Here is an 18,706-nt window from a genome sequence, read left to right as displayed (position 1 = left end):
GATTTTGCGGTTTCCTTTGCCGGGCGGGCGGGCTAGTCCCTCGCAGGCAGCGGGCATAAAAAAGGGAAGATGTTTCGGTGAACTTTCGTTTGGCTATCGCCAGCCTGACCGCTGCCTGCCTGCTGGCCGGCTGCGGCGGCCGCGCCCCGCAACTCACGAGCACGCCGACGCTCCAGGTCACCGAAGGCAATGCACTCCCCGCGCCGTCGGGCGCGGACCTGGTCGGGGAGACGCGTCCCTATCTGATCGGCCCGTTCGACCGGCTAAGCGTCGACGTCTATGGCGTGCCGGACCTCAGCAAGCAGGTGCAGGCCGATGCCTCGGGCAAGATCCAGCTGCCGCTGGTCGGCGAGATCCAGGCATCGAACCAGACCACCGCGCAGCTCGCCGAAGCGATCGAAGCTCGTCTTACCCGTTTCGTCCGCCGCCCCGACGTCAGCGTCAATGTGACCGAATCGGTCAGCCAGGTGCTGACCGTCGACGGCCAGGTGATGCAGCCCGGCCTCTATCCCGTGGTCGGCAAGATGTCGCTGATGCGCGCGGTCGCGCTCGCCAAGGGCACGACCGAATTCGCGAAGCTCGACGATGTCGTGATCTTCCGTACGGTCAACGGCCAGCGGATGGCGGCGCTCTATAATCTGAAACAGATCCGCACGGGCGTGTACGACGATCCCGAGGTCTTCGCCAACGACGTCGTCGTGGTCGGCGATTCGCCCGCGCGCCGCCTGTTCAAGGACATTCTGGCGACGACCCCGCTGCTGGTGTCGCCCCTCGTCGCTCTCATCCGATAGATTTTCAGGAAGTTCGAACGCGCCCCATGACCGACGCAACTCAACAGTCCCCGATGTTGGCCGTTCCGGCGAGCCAGACCGCCGACGCCGATTCCGGTCGGCAGGCCGGCGGTTTCGCGACGGCGATGCCGTGGATCCTGCAGTATTGGCGCGTCGCGCTGCGCTGGAAGTGGGTGATCATCGGCACGATCATCGCCTGCCTGGTCGCCGGCGCCATCTATACGATGCTCGCCGAGCGTATCTACACCGCGACCGCGCGGATCGAGATTTCGCGCACCGAGTCCAAGGTCCTCGGCAACATGAGCGGCGTCGAGCCCGAGCGCGGCGGCCGCGTCGAGCAGGAATTCTACCAGACCCAATATAACCTGCTGCGCGCGCGTTCGCAGGCCGAGCGCGTCGCGAAGAGCCTGAACCTCGCGCGCGACCCCGCCTATCTCGCCGCTTTCGGCGGCAAGGCGCCGCCGTCCTCGCTGCGCGTGATGTCGAAGGCCGAACTCGATGCCGCGACCCGCAGCGTCGCGGGCCGCCTCAGCGGCGCGGTCCAGATCAAGCCGGTCGTCGGGTCGGCGCTGGTCGATATCTCGGTGTCGACCCCCGATCCCGAGCTTTCAGCGAAGATCGCGAACAGCTGGGCGGAGAATTTCATCTCGGCCAACCTCGAGCGCCGCTATGATTCGGCGTCCTACGCCCGCCGCTTCCTCGAAGAGCAGCTCGCCTCGACCAAGGCCAAGATGGAAGAGGCCGAACGCGACATGATGAGCTATGCCGAACGGCAGGGCATCCTCACCATCGCGCAGTCGGACAGCAGCGATCCCAAGGCACCGAGCGTCGAACGTTCGATCACCGCGACCGACCTCGTCGCGCTCAATGACGCGCTCAACAAGGCGACCATCGAACGCATCGCAGCCGAGAGCGCGCTGGGTGCCGCCACCGGCCAGGCATCGGCCACCGCCAGCGGCAGCCCGAGCGTGTCCAACCTGCGCCAGCGCAAGTCGGACCTACAGGCCGAATATGCCAAGCTGATGGTCATCTTCCAGCCCGACTATCCGCCGGCGCAGGCGCTCGATCGCCAGATCAAGGAAATCGACCGCGCGATCGCCACCGAGCAGAACCAGGTCGGCGGGTCGAGCGTCGCCGCCGCGCGTGCCGCCTATAACGCCGCGCTGTCGCGCGAGCAGGAACTGCGGTCGCGCGTCGGCGGCACCCGGACCAACCTGGTCGACGAACGCCGCCGCAGCGTCCAGTACGGCATCCTGCAGCGCGAGGTCGATACCAACCGCGAACTCTATGACGGCCTGCTCCAGCGCTACAAGGAAGTCGGCATCGCCGGCGGCGTCGGCACCAACAACGTCGCGATCGTCGATCGCGCGCTGCGCCCCGGCGGCCCGTCGAGTCCGAAGCTGATGAACAATATGTTCACCGCCCTCTTGATCGGCCTGGCGCTCGCCGCCTTGCTCACCGTCATCCTGGCGCAGATCGACACCACGGTCCGCGACCCGGCGGAGGCGCAGGAGGTCACCGACCTGCCGCTGCTCGGCGTCATTCCCGACACCGACAACGAACTGGCGATCGAGGAGGTGCGCGACCGCAAGTCGTCGCAGTCCGAAGCCTATCTGTCGGTCCAGACCGCGCTGCGCTTCTCGACCACCCAGGGCGTCCCGCGCTCGCTCATGTGCACCTCGACGCGCAAGGGCGAAGGCAAGTCGACCTCCTCCTATGCGCTGGCGCTGTCGCTCCACCGCATCGGGCGCACCGCGATCGTCGTCGATTGCGACCTTCGCTCGCCTTCGGTGCACCGCCTGGCGGGCGTCGCCAACGGCGCGGGGACCAGCAACTTCCTGTCGGGCAACAACGACATCATGTCGATGATCCGCCGCGACGAGTCGGACCAGCTGCCCTTCATCACCGCGGGCCCGATGCCGCCGAACGCTGCCGAACTGCTGTCGAGCGACCGCATCGTCGACCTGATCGCCGCGCTGTCGCAGCATTTCCAGCACGTCGTGCTCGACGCGCCGCCGGTGCTCGGTCTCGCCGACTCGCCGCTGCTCGCGAGCAAGGTCGAAGGCGTCGTTTATTGCGTCGAGGCCGAGGGTGCGCGCACCAACGCGATCCGCTACTCGCTCGCGCGCCTGCGCGGCGCCGGGGCGACATTGCTCGGCGTCGTGCTGACCAAGTTCGACGAGAAGCGCGCCTATTACGGCTATGGATATGAATATGGCTATGGCTATGCCGACGCGCAGCCGGGCGAGTAAGGCCGCAGTCGGAGGCAGGACGATCGGCAGGGCGGGGACGCGGCAAGGGCCGCGGCTCCCGGCCCGCGGGCTCCTGATCTACGCCGCCGCGATGTTCCTGTTGTGGCTGCTCGTCACGCTCTTCTCGGCGTCGACGGTCATGGCAGTGTACAATCCCGCGCGCGCGGTGTCGCTGAACCCCTTCAACGCCAGCGCCAAGGCGCAGGTCGCGAACGATCTGGTCTATGTGACCGGCGACAAGCGCCAGATCGGCGCGGCGGCGGTGCTGGCGCGCGAGGCGCTGGATGGCAATGCGACGATCGCGTCGGCCTATCGCATGATCGGGCTCGACAATGCGCGCCGCGGCAAGCCGGTGAAGCCCGCTATCATGGCCGCGACCTATCTGACGCGCCGCGACCATGTCGCCAATCTGTGGCTGATCGAGGATGCGGTGAAGCGCGGGCGGATCGACCTGGCGATGACCGACGTCGACGCGTCGCTGCGCAGCTCGCGGCGCAGCCAGGCCCTGCTGTTCCCGATCCTGGGCCAAGCGATGTCCGAGCCCGACATGCGCCCGCAGTTCATCCGCCTCTTCCGCGCCAACCCCGACTGGCTGCCCAATTTCCTCGGCTATTATATCGGATCGAAGCAGAAGGCGGCGCCGCTGGCGCAGGTTATCCTGCCGATCCGCAAGGATTTGCCGCCGAGCTATGCCGAACTCGACCAGACGCTGATCGGGATGATGGTGAACCAGCAGGACTTTGATGCCGCGCGTAACTATGCCCGCGCGATCGACAGCAAGGCCGATGGCGACCGCCAGCTGATGCACAACGCCCGTTTCGAGGAGGAAGGCCCCTTCCCCCCGATCGACTGGCACCTGATCCGCGAATCGGCCTACGGCTCGGACATCGAAAAGGGCGCGAAGGGCAATCGCCTGATCGTCGTGTCGGACGAGGAACGCCCGAACGTCGTCGCGCGCCAGCTCATCCAGCTGACGCCCGGCACCTACCGGCTGAGCGCGCAGGGTCGGCTCGTCACCAGCAACGACGACGCGTCGGCGGTATGGACGATCGCCTGCGCCGAAAAGGGCGGCACCGGCGTCCTCGCGAGCGTAAAATTCGCGCGCGACGCCGCGCCCTCGGCCGCCGATTTCACGATCGCCGGACCGTGCCGCAACTATTGGGTCAGCCTGACCGCCGCCGCGGGCTTCGGCTCGACGTCGTTCCAGGCCGAGTTCCGGCAAGTCCTTCTGCAGCCGGTCGCCTGATGGGCGGCTTCTCGCCGGCGCGGCTCGTCCGCTATGCGATGGCGCACCCGATCGGCGAGCGGCAGCGGCTGCGCACGCTGGCGCGGATCGCACGCTGGCAGCTGAGCGCACGGCTGGTCGGCGGCGCCCGTGTCCATGACTGGGTCGGCGGCAGCCGGCTGGTGGTCGAGCGCGGAATGACCGGCGCAACGGGCAATGTCTATTTCGGGCTGCACGAGTTCGCCGACATGGGTTTCGTGCTGCACATGCTGCGCGCGGGCGACCTGTTCGTCGACATCGGCGCCAATATCGGCAGCTTCACCATCCTGGCGGCGAAGGTCGCGGGGGCCGAGGTGATCGCTTTCGAGCCCGATACGAACACCGTCGCGACGCTCGAGCGCAATATCGCGGCGAACGATGTGGCGCCGCGCGTCGCGGTGCACACCAGCGCGCTCGGCGACCGCGAGCAGGAATTGTGGTTCACCAGCGGCATGGACACGATCAACCATGTCGCCGACGCCGACACGCCGGGCGCGGTGCGCGTCCATGGCACGACGCTCGACACGGTGCTGGCGGGGCGCGTGCCGCTGTTGATCAAGATCGACGTCGAGGGGCACGAGCCCGCGGTCGTCGCCGGCGCGCAGAAGACGCTTGCATCACCCGAGCTCAAGGCGGTCGAGGTCGAGACGGTAACGCAGGATATCGCCGACATGCTGGCGGGCCATGGTTTCGTGCAGCGGCACTACGACCCCTTCACGCGGCGCCTGGCGCAGGCGCCGGTGCATTCGGCGAACAACAGCCTCTATATCCGCGACGAGGCCTTCGTCGCGGATCGCCTCAAAGGCGCGGCCCCCGTCGATGTCTACGGGATCGCCGTCTAGGGTCATGAAGATCCTCTATATTCAATATGCCAATCCGGGAGGCTTTCCCGCCGCGATGCGCGCGGGGCGCTTGTGGCGCGCCGCGGGGCACGAGGTGCGTTACCTGGGGGTGGCGTTCGGCGGCGGCGATCCGCTGGCGGTCGCGGGCGACCTGGCGGGCAGCTGCGACTGGGTCCCGTTCGGCAGGCTGACGCCGGTGCGCTTCGCGGCGCGCGCACTCGCGCTGGTCCGCGAATCGAAACCCGACTGGCTCTATATCGCCGACGCGACGGCGGCGCTCACCTGCGCGCCCCTGCGCGCGCTGCACCGCGGCGGCATCGTCTATCACGAGCATGATTCGCCCGATCGCGGCACATCGCTGCGCACGCGGATGGAGTGGAAGGCGCGCAACGCAATGGCGCGCCGTGCCGCGGCGGCGGTGCTGCCGAACAGCGACCGCGCCGCGCTGCTTGCGTCCGAGGCCGGGCTGGCCGAGGCGCCGATCACCGCCTGGAACACGCCGTGCCGTGACGAAGTCGGCCCGCCACGCACCGCCGTCGCGGATGGTCCGGTACGCGTGGTCTATGCCGGATCGATCAATATCCAGCGCGTCCCGCTGGCGCTGATCGACGCGCTCGCTGCCGTACCCAATATCGAGTTGACGCTGATCGGATACGAGACGGTGTCGTCGCGCGGCCACAACGACCGGCTCCGGGCGCATGCCGCCGATCGAGGCTGTGCAAAGCGGCTGAAAATCCGCGACGCGATGGCCTATCACGACCTGCTGCTGGCGCTGCGCGACTATGACGCGACCTTCGCCGCACTGCCGCAGGACGCGAGAGACGTGAACCTGCGCCATATGGCGGGGGCGTCGAACAAGACCTTCGATGCGATCGGCCAGGGGCAGGCGCTGATCGTCGGTCCCGGACCGGACTGGCACCAGATGTTCGTCGAGCCGGGCTTCGCGGTCGCCTGCGACCCCACCGACGCCGCGTCGATCGCCGAGGCTTTCCGCCGTCTGGGCGCCGACCGCGACGCGGTGCGCGCGATGGGCGAGAGCGCACGCCAGCGCATGCTCGCCGACTGGGCCTATGAGGAACAGTTCCGCCCGGTCCTGCAGCGCATGACGGCAAGCGCCGGGCACGGGCGATGAAGATATTGACCCCCGTCAGCGGCAATTACTGGGCCGTCCCTGATTGCTATTATCGCGGGATGGTCAAGGCTGGCGCCGACGTCGTCACCTATGATGTCGGCGAGGCGCCGGTGTCGCTGGTCGGCCGCATCGTGCGGCGCATCCGGCGCGCGCTGGGTTCGGAGGCTGCGCAGCAGCTGCTGGCAGCGGTCGACGCGGCCAGGCCCGACGTGCTGATCGTCTTCAAGGGGGTCGATTACACCCCTGCCCTGCTCCGCCAGATCGCGGCGCGCGGGGTGAAGCTGGTCAATTATTGCTCCGACCACCCCTTCCGCTTTTTCCTCGCGGGCGCCGGCAATGCCAATGTGCGCGACAGCATTTCGGCCTATGACCTCTATGCGACCTACAGCGGCCCGATCGCGCGCGAACTGGCCGAGGCCTATCCGGGCCTGGGCGTCGCCGTGATCCCCTTCGGCCATGCGGTCGAGGACGATCTCTACACCGAGCTCGCAACCGAGGCCGAGGTGCTGCGCGGCTGTTTCAACGCCAATCCCGACGAGGAACGCGCCGCCGCGATCCGCCTGCTGACCGAAAACGGCGTCGCGATGGACGTCTATGGCTGGGGGTGGGAGAAATTCGTGAAGCAGGGCCCCATGCTCGGCATCTATCCGGTCGAGCGCGACATCGCCATGCTGCGCATCCTGCGGCGCTACCGTTTCCAGCTCAACATGTTCCGTCCGCACAACGAAGGCTCGCACAACCTGCGCACCTTCGAGGTGCCCGCGGTCGGCGGCATATCGCTCGCCCCCGACAGCCCCGAGCATCGCGAATTCTTCGTCGAAGGCCGCGACGCCTTCTACTTCGCCGACCCCGACGAAATGCTCGTGAAGGCGCAGGCGCTGCTGGCGATGCCGGTGGCCGAAGCCGATGGCGTCCGCATCGCGGCGCGGCAGCGAGTCCTCGACATCCACGCCCATTTCGACGATCGCGCGGTGAGCTTGCTCGCCGAGATCGGGAAGCTGGCCGGGCGATGAAAATCCTCCTGCTTCTCAACGAGGATTTTCAGGCCGCGAGCGGGATCGCGCAGTATAACCGCAACGTCGCCGATGCCTTGCGCGGGATCGGCGCCGATATGCGGATCGTCTGCCGCGGACAGGTCGGCGTTGCGGCGATGGACAAGGCGGTGTTCGGGACCAAGGCACTGGCCCATTGCCTGGTCTGGCGCCCCGACCTGATCTTCGTCGGGCACATCAACCTCGTGCCGCTGGTCATCGGCATCGCGCAGCGGCTGTCGATCCCGGTGGTCCTGCCCGCGCACGGGATCGAGGTGTGGGACAAGCCCAATGCTTCGCGCCTCGAGGCCGCCGAGCGGGTGACCGAGATCTGGCCCGTCAGCCGGACGACACAGGACCGGATGCGCAGCTGGCTGGCCGACGTGCCGATGCACATCGTCCACAATTGCGTCGAGCTGGCGGATTTCACGCCCGGACCCAAACCCGACTATCTGGTCGAGCGCTATGGGCTGGCGGGCAAGCGGACGGTGATGACGCTCGCGCGCCTGCCGGGCTGGGATCGCCACAAGGGCGTAGACGAGATGATCCAGGCGATGGCCGATCTCAAGCAAAGCCAGCCCGACCTGCGCTATCTCGTGGCCGGCGAGGGCCCCGACAAACAGCGGCTGATCGACCTCGCCAGGCAGCTGGGGGTCGCCGACACCGTGATTTTTGCAGGCTTCATCGACCGCGCCGAAAAGCTCGACCATTATCGCCTCGCCGACGCCTTCGCGATGCCCAGTCGCGGCGAGGGTTTCGGCATCGTCTTCCTCGAATCGCTGGCGTGCGGGGTTCCCGTGATGGGCAGCACGCTGGACGGCGGGCGCGACGCGCTGCTCGACGGGAAGCTGGGCCTACTCGTCGATCCCGGCGACCGCGCCGCCGTCGCCGCGGGGGTCGAAGCGACGCTGGCCGCCACTGCGCCGCCGCGCGATGCGCTCGATATCTATGAATATGGTTTTTTTGCTAAGGAGATCGAACGCGCAATGCGGGCGGTGATCGCGGGCGCGGGTTTGGGGCGACGATGACGGAAGGCGCGGCGACAGGGGAAAACACACCAGCGCCGCCGCGCGCCGCGTGGGTCGACCGCGCCAAGGGCTATGGCATCATTCTCGTCGTCATCGGCCATGTCAGCATCGTCGACCGGCTCGTCCTCGATATCCTGATCTTTCACATGCCGCTCTTCTTCTTCCTGTCGGGCGTCACTTTCAAACCCTTCGCGGGGCGCGAACGCGCACTGGCCAAGGCGCGGTCGATGCTGCTCCCCTACGTGGCCTTCGGCCTGTTCGTGACCTCGTGCCTCTTTATGGCGAATCTGGCTTTCGGCATGGGTCTCGTCATCCCAGGCCCGCTGCATTTCCTGCTCGGCGGCAATCTGCTCGTCGGGGCGTTCGGGACCTTCTGGTTCCCGACCGCGCTGCTCGCCGCGCTGCTGCTGCTCAATCTCCTCGTCCGGATGCCGGCCCCATGGCAGGCGGTCGCGCTGGCTGCCATGGTCGGCGGCGCGTTCCTGTTCGGCGATGCCGTCGCCTACAACCCCTATGGCCTGCTGACCGTCGCCATGGCCCTGCCCTTCGCCGCGGCGGGCTATCATGTCGGCCTCCACCGTTCGCTGGGCGCGAACTGGAAGACGGCCTTCCTGATAGCGCTGGCGGCCGCAGCCTTTTTCCTGCTGGCACCGCATATCGGGCGGGTCGAGTATAAATATCTACGTTACGGGCCGTTCCCGGCGTCGATCATCGCCGCCGCTGCGGCGATCTTCGTCACCTGCTGCGTGTCGGCGCTGCGGGTGCCCGGCGTCGCCGCAATCGGGCGCGCGTCGCTGACGATCATGTACACGCATCTCCTGCTCTTCACCCTGCTCCAATCGGTGACGAGCTGGCCGGTGATCGTGGTAGTCGCGGTCGTGGCGGGGTTCGCGCTGCACCGGCTTTTCGAGCAGTTCGCGCCCACGCGACGTATCTTCCTCGGCACGCGCAGCGAAGGCGTGGCGCGATGAACGGCGCGCGATTTCCGGCCAGCGCCGCACAGCGACGCGCGATACCGGACGCGGCGCTCGACAGCCCGCGTTTGGCAGGGCAATAGGACCGCGCATGCTTTTCGAAACCGCAGAATCCACGATCTTGTTCTGGCTGGTGGTCGGCGCCCTCGCCATGGTCGCCGTGCTGGTGCACACAATCCGCTCGCCGAAGGGCACGCTCGGCTTTCCGATGGCGATGATGTTCGCGCTCGCGGTCATGCATATCGCCGCGGGGGTCCACCTGATCCCCGGCTATTTCCACCAGTACGACCCCTATCTCAACGCTATCGGCTATACGCGCGATTCGGTGGCGAAGGGGCTGCAGGCATCGACCATAGGCTTCGTCATGATGGCGCTGGGCATATGGCTAACCAGCTATTTGAGCGATTATCGCAAGGTCGAGTTCGACATGCAGCGCGTGCCGGTCGAATTTCTCCGGCTTGCCCAGAAGATCGTGCTGCTGATCGGGCTCGTCTTCTTTTTCGGCATCACCTTCGTCCCGTCGATCGCGCAGATCCCGACCGTCGGCGCGGTGATCGTCAGCGGCAAGAATCTGCTGGTCATCGGGCTGTGCCTGTCGATCCTGCGGCGCGTGTGGCTGAAGGAAGGGATGCAGATGTGGCAGATCGCCACCATCGCGATCACCATCCCCGTCGCCAACCTGCTCGGCAACGCGATCCTCGCCGACGCGCTGTCGGCGATCATCATCATCGCCTGTTTCTGGCTGGCGATCGTCGGACGGCGCTTCGGTATCGGCCGGATCGTCGGGGCGATCGTACTTTCGGGCTATGTCTTCCTGTTCCTTTCGACCAATTACCTGCTCGTCCGCGGCCAGTTCCGCGACGTGGTGTGGGAACCGACCTCGACCTTCTCGGAGCGCGTCGATGGGCTCGTCAACGCGATCAGCCAGTTCGGCCCGCTGTCGAGCGACGATCAGAAACAGCTCTATGTGCTCGATTCGCGCCTCGACCAGAGCATCTTCACCGGCATGGCGATCGAGAAGTTCGAGGCGCAGCCCGACACCTATGAGGATGGCGGGACACTGCTCGCCGGGCTCTTCGCTTTCGTGCCGCGCGCGATCTGGACGAACAAGCCGGTGCGCGGCGGCTCGGCGTTCGTGCGCGAACATACGGGCTATCAGGCGAGCGAGGAAACGACCTTCGGCATCGGGCCCTTCTTCGAATATTACGCCAATTTCGCGATGTTCGGCGTGATCTTCTTCTCTTTTCTGATGGGCATGTTCATCCGCTATCTCGACCTCCGCGCCTTTCGCGCGTTGGCCGACGGGCGCATGAGCGAGGCGATCCCGCTGATGTCGGGGCTCGTCGCGCTGATCCAGCCGCTGGCCAACGCCAGCAGCCTCTTTTCGACCTTCTACGCGTCGCTGATCGTCGGCTTCATCATGGTGAAGTTCATGGAGCGTTACCTGGACATCCAGCTGTTTACCGAGGACAAGCGCCGGTCGCAGAAAGCATGACCCGGCTGCTCCTGACGAACCCCAGTTTCCAGCTCGAACATGGCGGCCCGGCCTATTCGGTGGGACGCCTCGCGGGGGCGCTCAGCGCGCTCGGGCACGACGTCTCCGTCTGGGCGGCCGACGGCAGCGCCGAGCGCGTGCGCGCGATGGACCCCAGCGGATCGGTCAAGATCGCAACCGGCGCGATCGGCGACCTGCTGGCGGGCGGGCGCTGGGACGTCGTCCACGACAATGGGCTGTGGCTGCCCTATGGCGCCGCGCTCACGCGCCATTGCCGCGCCGAGGCCATCCCGCGCCTGCTGAGCGTCAGGGGCATGATGCAACCCTGGGCGTGGAACCATCGTCGCTGGAAAAAGCGCATCGCCTGGGCCCTCTATCAGAAGCGCGGGATCGAGAGCGCGGCGCGGCTGCACGCGACAGCCGAGGACGAGGTCGGCAAGATCCGCGAGCGCTATCCCGCGCGGCGACCGCTGCTGATCGCCAACGGGATCGATATCCCCGACATGGTGCCGCGCACGCCCAAAGCGGAGGGCGAGACGCGCACGGCCCTGTTCCTCGGCCGCATCCACCCGGTGAAGGGCCTCACCATGCTCGTCGATGCCTGGGCACAGCTGCGCCTCGCGGGCTGGCGGCTGCAACTCGTCGGTCCCGACGAGGAAGGCTTCCGCGCGCAGCTCGAGGCGCAGATCGCGGCAGCTGGGCTCGAAGACAGCATCGCCATTGCCGGACCCGCGAGCGGCGACGCCAAGCGCGCCTTCTATGACGCCGCCTCGCTGTTCCTGCTGCCAAGCTATACCGAGAATTTCGGCATTTCGGCCGCCGAGGCGCTCGCACACGGGCTGCCGGTGATCACGACGACGGGAACGCCGTGGCAGGTGCTCGAAACCGAGGGCTGCGGCTGGTGGGTGGCGCCCGAAACCGAAGCGATCGGGCGCGCGCTCGCCGAAGCAACCACCCTCCCGGACGCCCGGCTGGTCGCCATGGGTGCGACGGGGCGAGCATGGGTTGCCGACAATCTGCACTGGCCCGCCATTGCCAAGCAGTTTGCCGATGCTTATGCGGACGCGATAGCCAGCCCGTTGCCGGCTTAAGCGGGGAATATCCGGTGGTTGGTCCGAACGTGCGTTTTTCGATCGTCACCGTCTGCTTCAACCCCGGCGAGACGATCGAAGCCTGCCTCCGCTCGGTCGCCGATCAGGGCTATCCGCATATCGAGCATATCGTGATCGACGGCGCCTCGCCCGACGGTACCGCCGAGCGCATCGGCAAGCTCGAATGGTTCAAGGGCATCCTCGTCTCCGAGCCCGACAAGGGCATCTACGACGCGATGAACAAGGGCGTCGCGCGCGCGACCGGCGACTATGTCGGTTTCCTGAACGCCGACGACTGGCTGGCCGACCCCGATGCGATCGCGCGCCTCGCCGAAGCGGCTACCGAGAATTTGGGCGCCGACGCGGTGCAGGGTGACGTCGTGATCGTCGATCCCGCCAAGCCCAAGCGCCAGCGCTATTATTCGGGCGCCGGCAATTGGCGGCGGCGGCTCAGCTGGGGCCAGATGCCGCCGCATCCGGGCTTCTACATGCGCACCGAATTGTTCCGCGAGATGGGCGGTTTCGCGACCGATTATCGCATCGCCGCCGATTACGACCTGATGCTGCGCTTCTTTTGCACCGGCGGGCGGAGCGCGGTGCATGTCGCGGCACCGGTGGTCACCATGGCGACCGGCGGCGTGTCGAACCAGGGGCTGCAGAGCCGCAAGATCATCAACCGCGAAATCGGCGTCGCGTGCAAGCGCAACGGCGTGAAGACCAATCCGCTGATGATCTGGTCGAAATATCTGACCAAGATCTTCCAATATATGCCGCGCCGGGCGGGCTGATGGCCGAGATCACCCTCGTCACCGGGGCGAACGGCTTTGTCGGGGCCGAGATCGTCCGCCAGCTGCGCGCGCAGGGCGCCGCAGTGCGGCTCGCCGTGCGTACGTTGACCGGCGCGGCGGATGAGGTCGCGGTCGGCGACATCGGCGCCGAAACCGATTGGTCGACGGCCTTGGCCGACGTCGACCGCGTGATCCATTGTGCGGCGCGCGTGCACCAGATGGACGATCGCGCCGCCGACCCGCTCGCAGCGTTCTGTGCGGTCAACCGCGACGGCAGTACGGCGCTGGCGCGGCAGGCGGCGAGAGCGGGCGTCAAACGCCTCATCTTCCTGAGCTCCATCAAGGTCAATGGCGAGACCACCAAAGGCCGCGGGCCCTTCACCGTCGAGGATGCGCCCAACCCGCAGGACCCCTATGGCGTGTCCAAATGGGAGGCCGAGCAGGCGCTCCACGCCATCGCTGCCGAAACGGGTCTCGAAGTCGCGATCATCCGCCCGCCCTTGGTCTACGGCCCCGGCGTGCGCGCCAATTTTGCGCGCATGGTGTCGTGGGTGGCGCGCGGGCGTCCGCTGCCCTTCGGGCTCTGCCGCAATCAGCGTAGCCTCGTCTCGGTCACTAACCTCGCCTCGCTGGCGATAGCTGCGAACAGGCATCCAGGGGCTGTGGGAGCGACCCTGCTCGCCAGCGACGGCGAAACGGTGAGCGTGCGCGACCTCCTTTCGCAGATCGGCACGGCCTTCGGCCGCCCCGCGCGGCTCCTGCCCCTTCCGCCCGCCTTGCTGCGGCTCGCGGGCAGCCTGACCGGCCAGCGCGCCGCGATCGACCGCCTCTGCGATCCGCTGGTCGTCGACGGCGAACCTGCGCGCCGCCTGCTCGGATGGCACCCGCCGGTTACGATGGCCGAGACGCTTGCAGCCATGGCAGCGGCGCGATGATCGACACGGGCCTTGCGCTCACTGCGATCTGCCTGATCGCGACGATCATGCTGCTCAGCCTCTATATCGGCTGGGCGAAGCAGCGCATGGTCGACACGCCGAACGAGCGCAGCGCGCATGTCGAGGCGACGCCGACGGGCGGCGGGATCGTCTTCCTGTCGGTATGGGCGGCAACCCTTGCGGCCGCGGCGCTGATCATTCCCGGTCAGGCAAGCGGCGCGCTGGCGCTCGGACCCGCTGTCGTCTGCCTGATGTGGCTCGGCTGGCTCGACGACCGGACCCCGCTCCCGACGAGCATCCGGTTCGCGGTACAGTTCGGCTGCGGGGGACTGTTCCTGCTGCTCTGGCCTTGGCCGGCACTGCCCGAGGGCTGGACAGTGCCGCTGGTCATCGTCGCGCTGCTCTATCTCGTCTATTCGGCGAACATCACCAATTTCATGGACGGGATCGACGGCATCGTCGCGCTCCAGATGCTCGGCTTCGTCGCCGGCGCGCTACTGACCCTGCCGGTGAATGCGCTAATCCTGCCGGTCATGCTGATCGGCGCCGCGGTGCTCGCCTTCTTCCTGTTCAACCGCCCGCCGGCAAAATTGTTCATGGGCGACAGCGGCAGCGCGCCGCTGGGGCTGTTCGTCGCGGCGGTGACGCTCGCGGTCGCGGCGGCGAACTGGCGCTACGGGCTCGCCTTGCTGCTGCTGCAGGGGGTGTTCCTCTCGGACAGCGCGGTCACCCTGCTCCGCCGCTTCCTGCGCCGCCAGAATGTGACACAGGCGCATAGCGAGCACGCCTATCAGCACGCCAAGCGCCGCTGGGGGCATGCGCGGGTCAGCTATGCGCTGTTCGCGGTTACCGCGCTGGTGCAGGTCCCGGTTGCCTACGCCGTAGCGCATAATCACCTGCCCTTCTGGGCTGCGACGGTCGACTTCGCGCTGCTCGGTCTCGCCGCCCTCCTCTTCCGCGCCGGGACCGCGCGCACCGATTGATCTTTGCCGGAAGCTTGTCCATAGACGCAGCCTTCGCCCGGGGGGCGTCCGAACCAGGATGATGAAGACCTTATGAGCGTTGCAATTCAGCCGATTACGGGCCGCCGCCAGCGGTACGCGCTGGTCGGGTGCGGCCGTATCTCGGCCAATCATTTCGCGGCGCTCGAAGCGCATGGCAACCAGGTCGAGATCGTCGATGTCTGCGACATCGATCCCGCCGCACTCGTTAAGGCGACCGAGCGGACGGGCGCACGCGGCCATAGCTCGCTGACCGAGATGCTGAAGAGCACCGACGCCGACGCGGTGATCGTCACCACGCCGAGCGGACTGCACCCCGCGCAGGTGATCGAGATCGCCGAATCGGGCCGCCACGTCATTTCGGAAAAGCCGATGGCGACGCGCTGGCGCGATGGTCTTCGCATGGTCGAGGCTTGCGACAAGGCGGGCGTCCAGCTGTTCATCGTCAAGCAGAACCGCCGCAACGCGACGCTGCAACTGCTCAAGAATGCCGTCAGCAGCGGGCGTTTCGGGCGGATCTATATGGTCGCGGTCAACGTCTTCTGGACGCGGCCACAGGATTATTACGACAGCGCCGCCTGGCGCGGCACCTGGGAGTTCGATGGCGGCGCGCTGATGAACCAGGCGAGCCATTATGTCGACCTGCTCGACTGGCTCGGCGGCCCGATCGAGAGCCTGCATGCCTATACCGCGACGCTCGCGCGCAATATCGAGGTCGAGGATACTGCCGTGATTAACGTCCGCTGGCGCTCGGGCGCGCTCGGGTCGATGAACGTCACGATGCTGACCTATCCCAAGAATCTCGAAGGCTCGATCACGATCCTCGGCGAAAAGGGTAGCGTGAAGGTCGGCGGCGTTGCGCTCAACAAGATTGAGAATTGGGAGTTCGAGACGCCGCACGCCGACGACGAGATGGTCGCCTCGGCGTCCTACGACACCGGGTCGGTCTATGGCTTCGGGCATCAGCTCTATTACGACAATGTCATCGGCACGCTCGCGGGCGAATGCGGCGCCGCGACCGACGGGCGCGAGGGGCTGCGCAGCCTCGAGGTGCTGATCGCCTCCTACCTCTCAGCGCGCGACGGCAAGCGCGTGTCGCTGCCGCTGGACTATTGATGGCGGCGAAGATTCACACGACCGCGATCGTCGATGCCGGCGCCGAGATCGGCGACGGCACCGCGATCTGGCACTGGGTGCATGTGTGCGGCACCGCGCGCATCGGTGAGCGCTGCTCGCTCGGGCAGAATGTCTATGTCGGCAACGACGTCACCATCGGCAACAATGTCCGCATTCAGAACGGCGTGTCGGTCTATGACGCGGTGACGCTGGAGGACGATGTCTTCTGCGGCCCCGCCATGGTCTTCACCAATGTCTATAACCCACGCTCGGCCGTGCCGCGCAAAGACGAATATCGCGAGACGATCGTGCGCAAGGGCGCGACGCTGGGCGCGAATTGCACGATCGTGTGCGGGGTGACGATCGGCGCTTATGGCTTCGTCGGTGCGGGATCGGTGATCAACCGCGACGTGAAGCCCTATGCGCTGATGGTCGGGGTGCCGGCCCGCCAGATCGGCTGGATGTGCGAATGCGGCGTCCGGCTCGAGGGAGCGGGCGCCGTTACCTGCACCGCGTGCAGCACCGAATATCAGATAACAGACGAGGAATGTTCTCCCCGATGAGCGACGTGATCGAATTCAACGACCTCAAGGCGCAATATCGCGCGGTGAAGACCTCGGTCGACGCGCGCATCCAGGCAGTGCTCGACCATGGCCAATATATCATGGGACCCGAGGTCGCCGAGCTCGAAGAGAAGCTCGTCGCCTACACGGGCGCGAAGCATTGCATCGGCGTCGCGTCGGGCACCGAGGCGCTGCTGATCGCGCTGATGGCGCTCGACATCGGCCCGGGCGACGAGGTGATCACGACCTCGGCGACTTTTGTGGCGACGGTCGAGGTGATCGCGCTGGTCGGCGCGACCCCGGTGTTCGTCGACATCGATCCCGCGACCTCGACGATCGACCCACAGGCGGTGAAGGCGGCGATTTCGGACAAGACGCGCGCGATCATCCCCGTCTCGCTCTATGGCCAATGCGCCGACATGGACGCAATCAACACGATCGCCGCGCCGCAGGACATCGCGGTGATCGAGGATGGCGCGCAGAGCTTCGGTTCGACCTACAAGGGCCGCCGCAGCGGCAGCACCTCGGCGATCGGCTGCACCAGCTTCTTCCCCGCCAAGCCGCTCGGCTGCTACGGCGACGGCGGCGCGATCTTTTGCGACGACGACGATCTCGCACAAGCCTGCCGCGAAATTCGCATCCACGGCCAGTCGCGCCGCTTCCACCACACGCGCGTCGGGGTCGGCGGGCGGCTCGACACCATCCAGGCTGCCGTGCTGCTCGCCAAGCTCGAGATTTTCGACGAAGAGATCGCGCGGCGGCAGGCGCTCGGCGCGCGCTATCTCGCGGCCTTCGCGGGACACAACGCGCTCGAGCTGCCGATGATCGCCGACGACCGCACGAGCGTCTGGGGCTATTTCGCGCTGAAATCGCCCAACCGCGCAGCGATCCTCGAGGCGTTGAAGGCGGTGGGCGTGCCGAGCGGGGTGCATTATCCCGAACCGATGCACGTCCAACCGGCGTATAAGGACAAGTGCCGCGTCGCGGGCAGCATGGCCGAGACCGACCGCTGGTCCGACCAGGTCTTCAGCTTGCCGATGCACGCTTACCTGACCGACGAAGCGCAGGACCGCATCATCGCCGCGGTGCTGGCGGGGGCCGGCGCGGCCTGATTGCCCCTGGCATGAGCCGTCTCCTCAACATGCAGATGAGCTGGCCCGCCACGGCGGTCGACCGGCTGCGCCGGCTGTTCGAGGCGCGCTTCCACCGGCTGACCGGGAAACGCTTCTTCGTCGACACCGCGCAGACGCAGGTCGATGTGCATTTCCGCATGTGGTTCTGGCAGCGCATCATGCGCCGCAACGCCGACGCCTATTGGCCGGTGCACCCTTCGACGCGCGTGCGCGGTGCGCGCTTCGTGGTGATCGGGCCCGAGACCTCGCCGGGCTGGAGCGTCGGCTGCGACATCGACGGGCGCGGCGGCATCTACATCGGCGATTATACGCAGATCGCGCCGACGGTGCGCATGCGCTCGGTCGCCGAGGGGCAGGCGCCGACCGGGGCGCCTGGGGATTTCTCGATCTCGATCGGGAAATACAGCCTGCTGACGATGAACGTGACGGTCGAGGCCGGCGTGAGGCTCGGCGATTTCACGATCGTCGGCGCGAACAGCGTCGTCACCGACAGCTTTCCCGAAGGGCACTGCGTCATCGCAGGCAATCCGGCGCGGCTGATCAAGCGGCTCGATCCCGCGGCGTGCGAGCATTGGCAGCGCGCCGTCCCCTATGTCGGCTATACGCCGCTTGCCGAGATCGCGACGCTGCGCGGGAAATATATCGATCCTGTGCTCTTCGACCGCATTTGGGGTGCCGCATGAGCCGGTCCGTCCCCTGGCGCATTCGCCTGGCCCAGCATCTGGTCGGCATCAACGGCGCCGCCTATTGGCCGATGCACCCCGACAGCCAGCTCGCCTACCCCAACCGCGTCCTGCTCGGCCGCGACAGCTGGCCGGGGATCGAGCCGCTCTGCTATGTGAGCGCGAACATGGGAATCGTGATCGGCGACGGGGTGCGAATCGGGCGCGAAGTCGGACTGATCTCGGGCGACCATGACCCGACGCGGCTTACCAGCTATGTACAGGTCGACCCGCAAGTCATTGGCAATCATTGCATCATCGAAGAAGGCTGCACGATCTTGCCCGGCGTCGAACTGGCCGATTTCTGTATCGTCACGCGCGGCAGCGTGGTGACCAAATCCTGCCTTCAGCCGCGCGCGGTGCTGTCGGGCAATCCCGCCAAGGTCGTCGGCACGCACGATCGCCCTGCCCCTTCGATCCCCGCGGACGCCGGACACGGCTATGTCCCCGCGGCCGATTTCGATGCTTTCGCGCGCCGCAACCTGCGCCATCAATATCTCGGCCGCTTCCGCGCCGCCTTTACCGCGCCTGCGCCGGGAGCTAGCTGA

18 protein-coding genes are annotated in these 18,706 nt (G+C 66.9%); all 18 read left to right on the top strand.

Features of this window, described 5'->3' with window-relative positions; translation table 11 throughout:
• Positions 1-77 precede the first annotated feature (77 nt).
• The gene (locus ATE62_RS06365) at positions 78-791 is read left to right on the top strand and encodes a polysaccharide biosynthesis/export family protein (RefSeq protein ID WP_058808677.1); all 714 of its coding nucleotides are present in this window, start codon (positions 78-80) and stop codon (positions 789-791) included.
• Between the two features lie 26 nt (positions 792-817).
• Entirely contained in the window at positions 818-3,043 is a 2,226-nt protein-coding gene (locus tag ATE62_RS06360) for a GumC family protein (protein ID WP_058808676.1), read from the top strand.
• Complete coding sequence (locus ATE62_RS23560; RefSeq protein ID WP_197412015.1) at positions 3,006-4,289, top strand: hypothetical protein; 1,284 nt, start codon at positions 3,006-3,008, stop codon at positions 4,287-4,289. The genes ATE62_RS06360 and ATE62_RS23560 overlap by 38 nt, the downstream gene beginning before the upstream one ends.
• Positions 4,289-5,149: an FkbM family methyltransferase gene (locus ATE62_RS06350; protein ID WP_058808674.1), complete on the top strand. Its 861-nt coding sequence runs from the start codon at positions 4,289-4,291 to the stop codon at positions 5,147-5,149. The genes ATE62_RS23560 and ATE62_RS06350 overlap by 1 nt, the downstream gene beginning before the upstream one ends.
• Positions 5,150-5,153: 4 nt before the next feature.
• Positions 5,154-6,281 carry a glycosyltransferase gene (locus ATE62_RS06345; RefSeq protein WP_058808673.1) on the top strand — a complete coding sequence of 376 codons (1,128 nt, stop codon included), beginning with the start codon at positions 5,154-5,156 and terminating at the stop codon, positions 6,279-6,281.
• Positions 6,278-7,294, top strand: coding sequence for a CgeB family protein (locus ATE62_RS06340; RefSeq protein WP_058808672.1), 1,017 nt, complete (start codon positions 6,278-6,280; stop codon positions 7,292-7,294). The genes ATE62_RS06345 and ATE62_RS06340 overlap by 4 nt, the downstream gene beginning before the upstream one ends.
• A complete protein-coding gene (locus ATE62_RS06335; protein WP_058808671.1) occupies positions 7,291-8,340 on the top strand; it encodes a glycosyltransferase family 4 protein in 1,050 nt (349 codons plus the stop codon). Before ATE62_RS06340 ends, ATE62_RS06335 begins: the two co-directional genes overlap by 4 nt.
• The gene (locus ATE62_RS06330) at positions 8,337-9,311 is read left to right on the top strand and encodes an acyltransferase family protein (RefSeq protein WP_058808670.1); all 975 of its coding nucleotides are present in this window, start codon (positions 8,337-8,339) and stop codon (positions 9,309-9,311) included. Before ATE62_RS06335 ends, ATE62_RS06330 begins: the two co-directional genes overlap by 4 nt.
• A 94-nt stretch (positions 9,312-9,405) precedes the next feature.
• Entirely contained in the window at positions 9,406-10,809 is a 1,404-nt protein-coding gene (locus ATE62_RS06325) for a hypothetical protein (protein ID WP_058808669.1), read from the top strand.
• Positions 10,806-11,900, top strand: a complete 1,095-nt coding sequence (locus ATE62_RS06320) for a glycosyltransferase (protein WP_058808668.1) — start codon at positions 10,806-10,808, stop codon at positions 11,898-11,900. The genes ATE62_RS06325 and ATE62_RS06320 overlap by 4 nt, the downstream gene beginning before the upstream one ends.
• A 14-nt stretch (positions 11,901-11,914) precedes the next feature.
• The gene (locus ATE62_RS06315; RefSeq protein ID WP_197411696.1) at positions 11,915-12,688 is read left to right on the top strand and encodes a glycosyltransferase family 2 protein; all 774 of its coding nucleotides are present in this window, start codon (positions 11,915-11,917) and stop codon (positions 12,686-12,688) included.
• Entirely contained in the window at positions 12,688-13,623 is a 936-nt protein-coding gene (locus ATE62_RS06310) for an NAD-dependent epimerase/dehydratase family protein (protein WP_058808666.1), read from the top strand. The genes ATE62_RS06315 and ATE62_RS06310 overlap by 1 nt, the downstream gene beginning before the upstream one ends.
• Positions 13,620-14,606, top strand: a complete 987-nt coding sequence (locus tag ATE62_RS06305) for a hypothetical protein (RefSeq protein WP_058808665.1) — start codon at positions 13,620-13,622, stop codon at positions 14,604-14,606. The genes ATE62_RS06310 and ATE62_RS06305 overlap by 4 nt, the downstream gene beginning before the upstream one ends.
• A 72-nt stretch (positions 14,607-14,678) precedes the next feature.
• Entirely contained in the window at positions 14,679-15,740 is a 1,062-nt protein-coding gene (locus ATE62_RS06300) for a Gfo/Idh/MocA family protein (protein WP_058808664.1), read from the top strand.
• A complete protein-coding gene (locus ATE62_RS06295) occupies positions 15,740-16,303 on the top strand; it encodes an acyltransferase (RefSeq protein ID WP_058808663.1) in 564 nt (187 codons plus the stop codon). Before ATE62_RS06300 ends, ATE62_RS06295 begins: the two co-directional genes overlap by 1 nt.
• Positions 16,300-17,415, top strand: a complete 1,116-nt coding sequence (locus ATE62_RS06290) for a DegT/DnrJ/EryC1/StrS family aminotransferase (RefSeq protein WP_058808662.1) — start codon at positions 16,300-16,302, stop codon at positions 17,413-17,415. Before ATE62_RS06295 ends, ATE62_RS06290 begins: the two co-directional genes overlap by 4 nt.
• 11 nt (positions 17,416-17,426) lie before the next feature.
• Positions 17,427-18,119: an acyltransferase gene (locus ATE62_RS06285; RefSeq protein ID WP_058808661.1), complete on the top strand. Its 693-nt coding sequence runs from the start codon at positions 17,427-17,429 to the stop codon at positions 18,117-18,119.
• A complete protein-coding gene (locus ATE62_RS06280) occupies positions 18,116-18,706 on the top strand; it encodes an acyltransferase (RefSeq protein ID WP_058808660.1) in 591 nt (196 codons plus the stop codon). Before ATE62_RS06285 ends, ATE62_RS06280 begins: the two co-directional genes overlap by 4 nt.

The sequence above is a fragment of the Sphingopyxis sp. HIX genome (assembly GCF_001468285.1).
Taxonomy (GTDB): Bacteria; Pseudomonadota; Alphaproteobacteria; order Sphingomonadales; family Sphingomonadaceae; genus Sphingopyxis.
Note: the sequence above shows the minus strand (reverse complement) of the source record. Positions and strands in the feature narration are given on the sequence as shown.

Bases quoted from the DNA above. Each gene is read 5' to 3' on its own strand.
- ATE62_RS06360 (WP_058808676.1), top strand. From the start codon at position 818: ATGACCGACGCAACTCAACAGTCCCCGATGTTGGCCGTTCCGGCGAGC.
- ATE62_RS23560 (WP_197412015.1), top strand. From the start codon at position 3,006: ATGGCTATGGCTATGCCGACGCGCAGCCGGGCGAGTAAGGCCGCAGTC.
- ATE62_RS06350 (WP_058808674.1), top strand. From the start codon at position 4,289: ATGGGCGGCTTCTCGCCGGCGCGGCTCGTCCGCTATGCGATGGCGCAC.
- ATE62_RS06345 (WP_058808673.1), top strand. From the start codon at position 5,154: ATGAAGATCCTCTATATTCAATATGCCAATCCGGGAGGCTTTCCCGCC.
- ATE62_RS06340 (WP_058808672.1), top strand. From the start codon at position 6,278: ATGAAGATATTGACCCCCGTCAGCGGCAATTACTGGGCCGTCCCTGAT.
- ATE62_RS06335 (WP_058808671.1), top strand. From the start codon at position 7,291: ATGAAAATCCTCCTGCTTCTCAACGAGGATTTTCAGGCCGCGAGCGGG.
- ATE62_RS06330 (WP_058808670.1), top strand. From the start codon at position 8,337: ATGACGGAAGGCGCGGCGACAGGGGAAAACACACCAGCGCCGCCGCGC.
- ATE62_RS06325 (WP_058808669.1), top strand. From the start codon at position 9,406: ATGCTTTTCGAAACCGCAGAATCCACGATCTTGTTCTGGCTGGTGGTC.
- ATE62_RS06320 (WP_058808668.1), top strand. From the start codon at position 10,806: ATGACCCGGCTGCTCCTGACGAACCCCAGTTTCCAGCTCGAACATGGC.
- ATE62_RS06310 (WP_058808666.1), top strand. From the start codon at position 12,688: ATGGCCGAGATCACCCTCGTCACCGGGGCGAACGGCTTTGTCGGGGCC.
- ATE62_RS06305 (WP_058808665.1), top strand. From the start codon at position 13,620: ATGATCGACACGGGCCTTGCGCTCACTGCGATCTGCCTGATCGCGACG.
- ATE62_RS06300 (WP_058808664.1), top strand. From the start codon at position 14,679: ATGAGCGTTGCAATTCAGCCGATTACGGGCCGCCGCCAGCGGTACGCG.
- ATE62_RS06295 (WP_058808663.1), top strand. From the start codon at position 15,740: ATGGCGGCGAAGATTCACACGACCGCGATCGTCGATGCCGGCGCCGAG.
- ATE62_RS06290 (WP_058808662.1), top strand. From the start codon at position 16,300: ATGAGCGACGTGATCGAATTCAACGACCTCAAGGCGCAATATCGCGCG.
- ATE62_RS06285 (WP_058808661.1), top strand. From the start codon at position 17,427: ATGAGCCGTCTCCTCAACATGCAGATGAGCTGGCCCGCCACGGCGGTC.
- ATE62_RS06280 (WP_058808660.1), top strand. From the start codon at position 18,116: ATGAGCCGGTCCGTCCCCTGGCGCATTCGCCTGGCCCAGCATCTGGTC.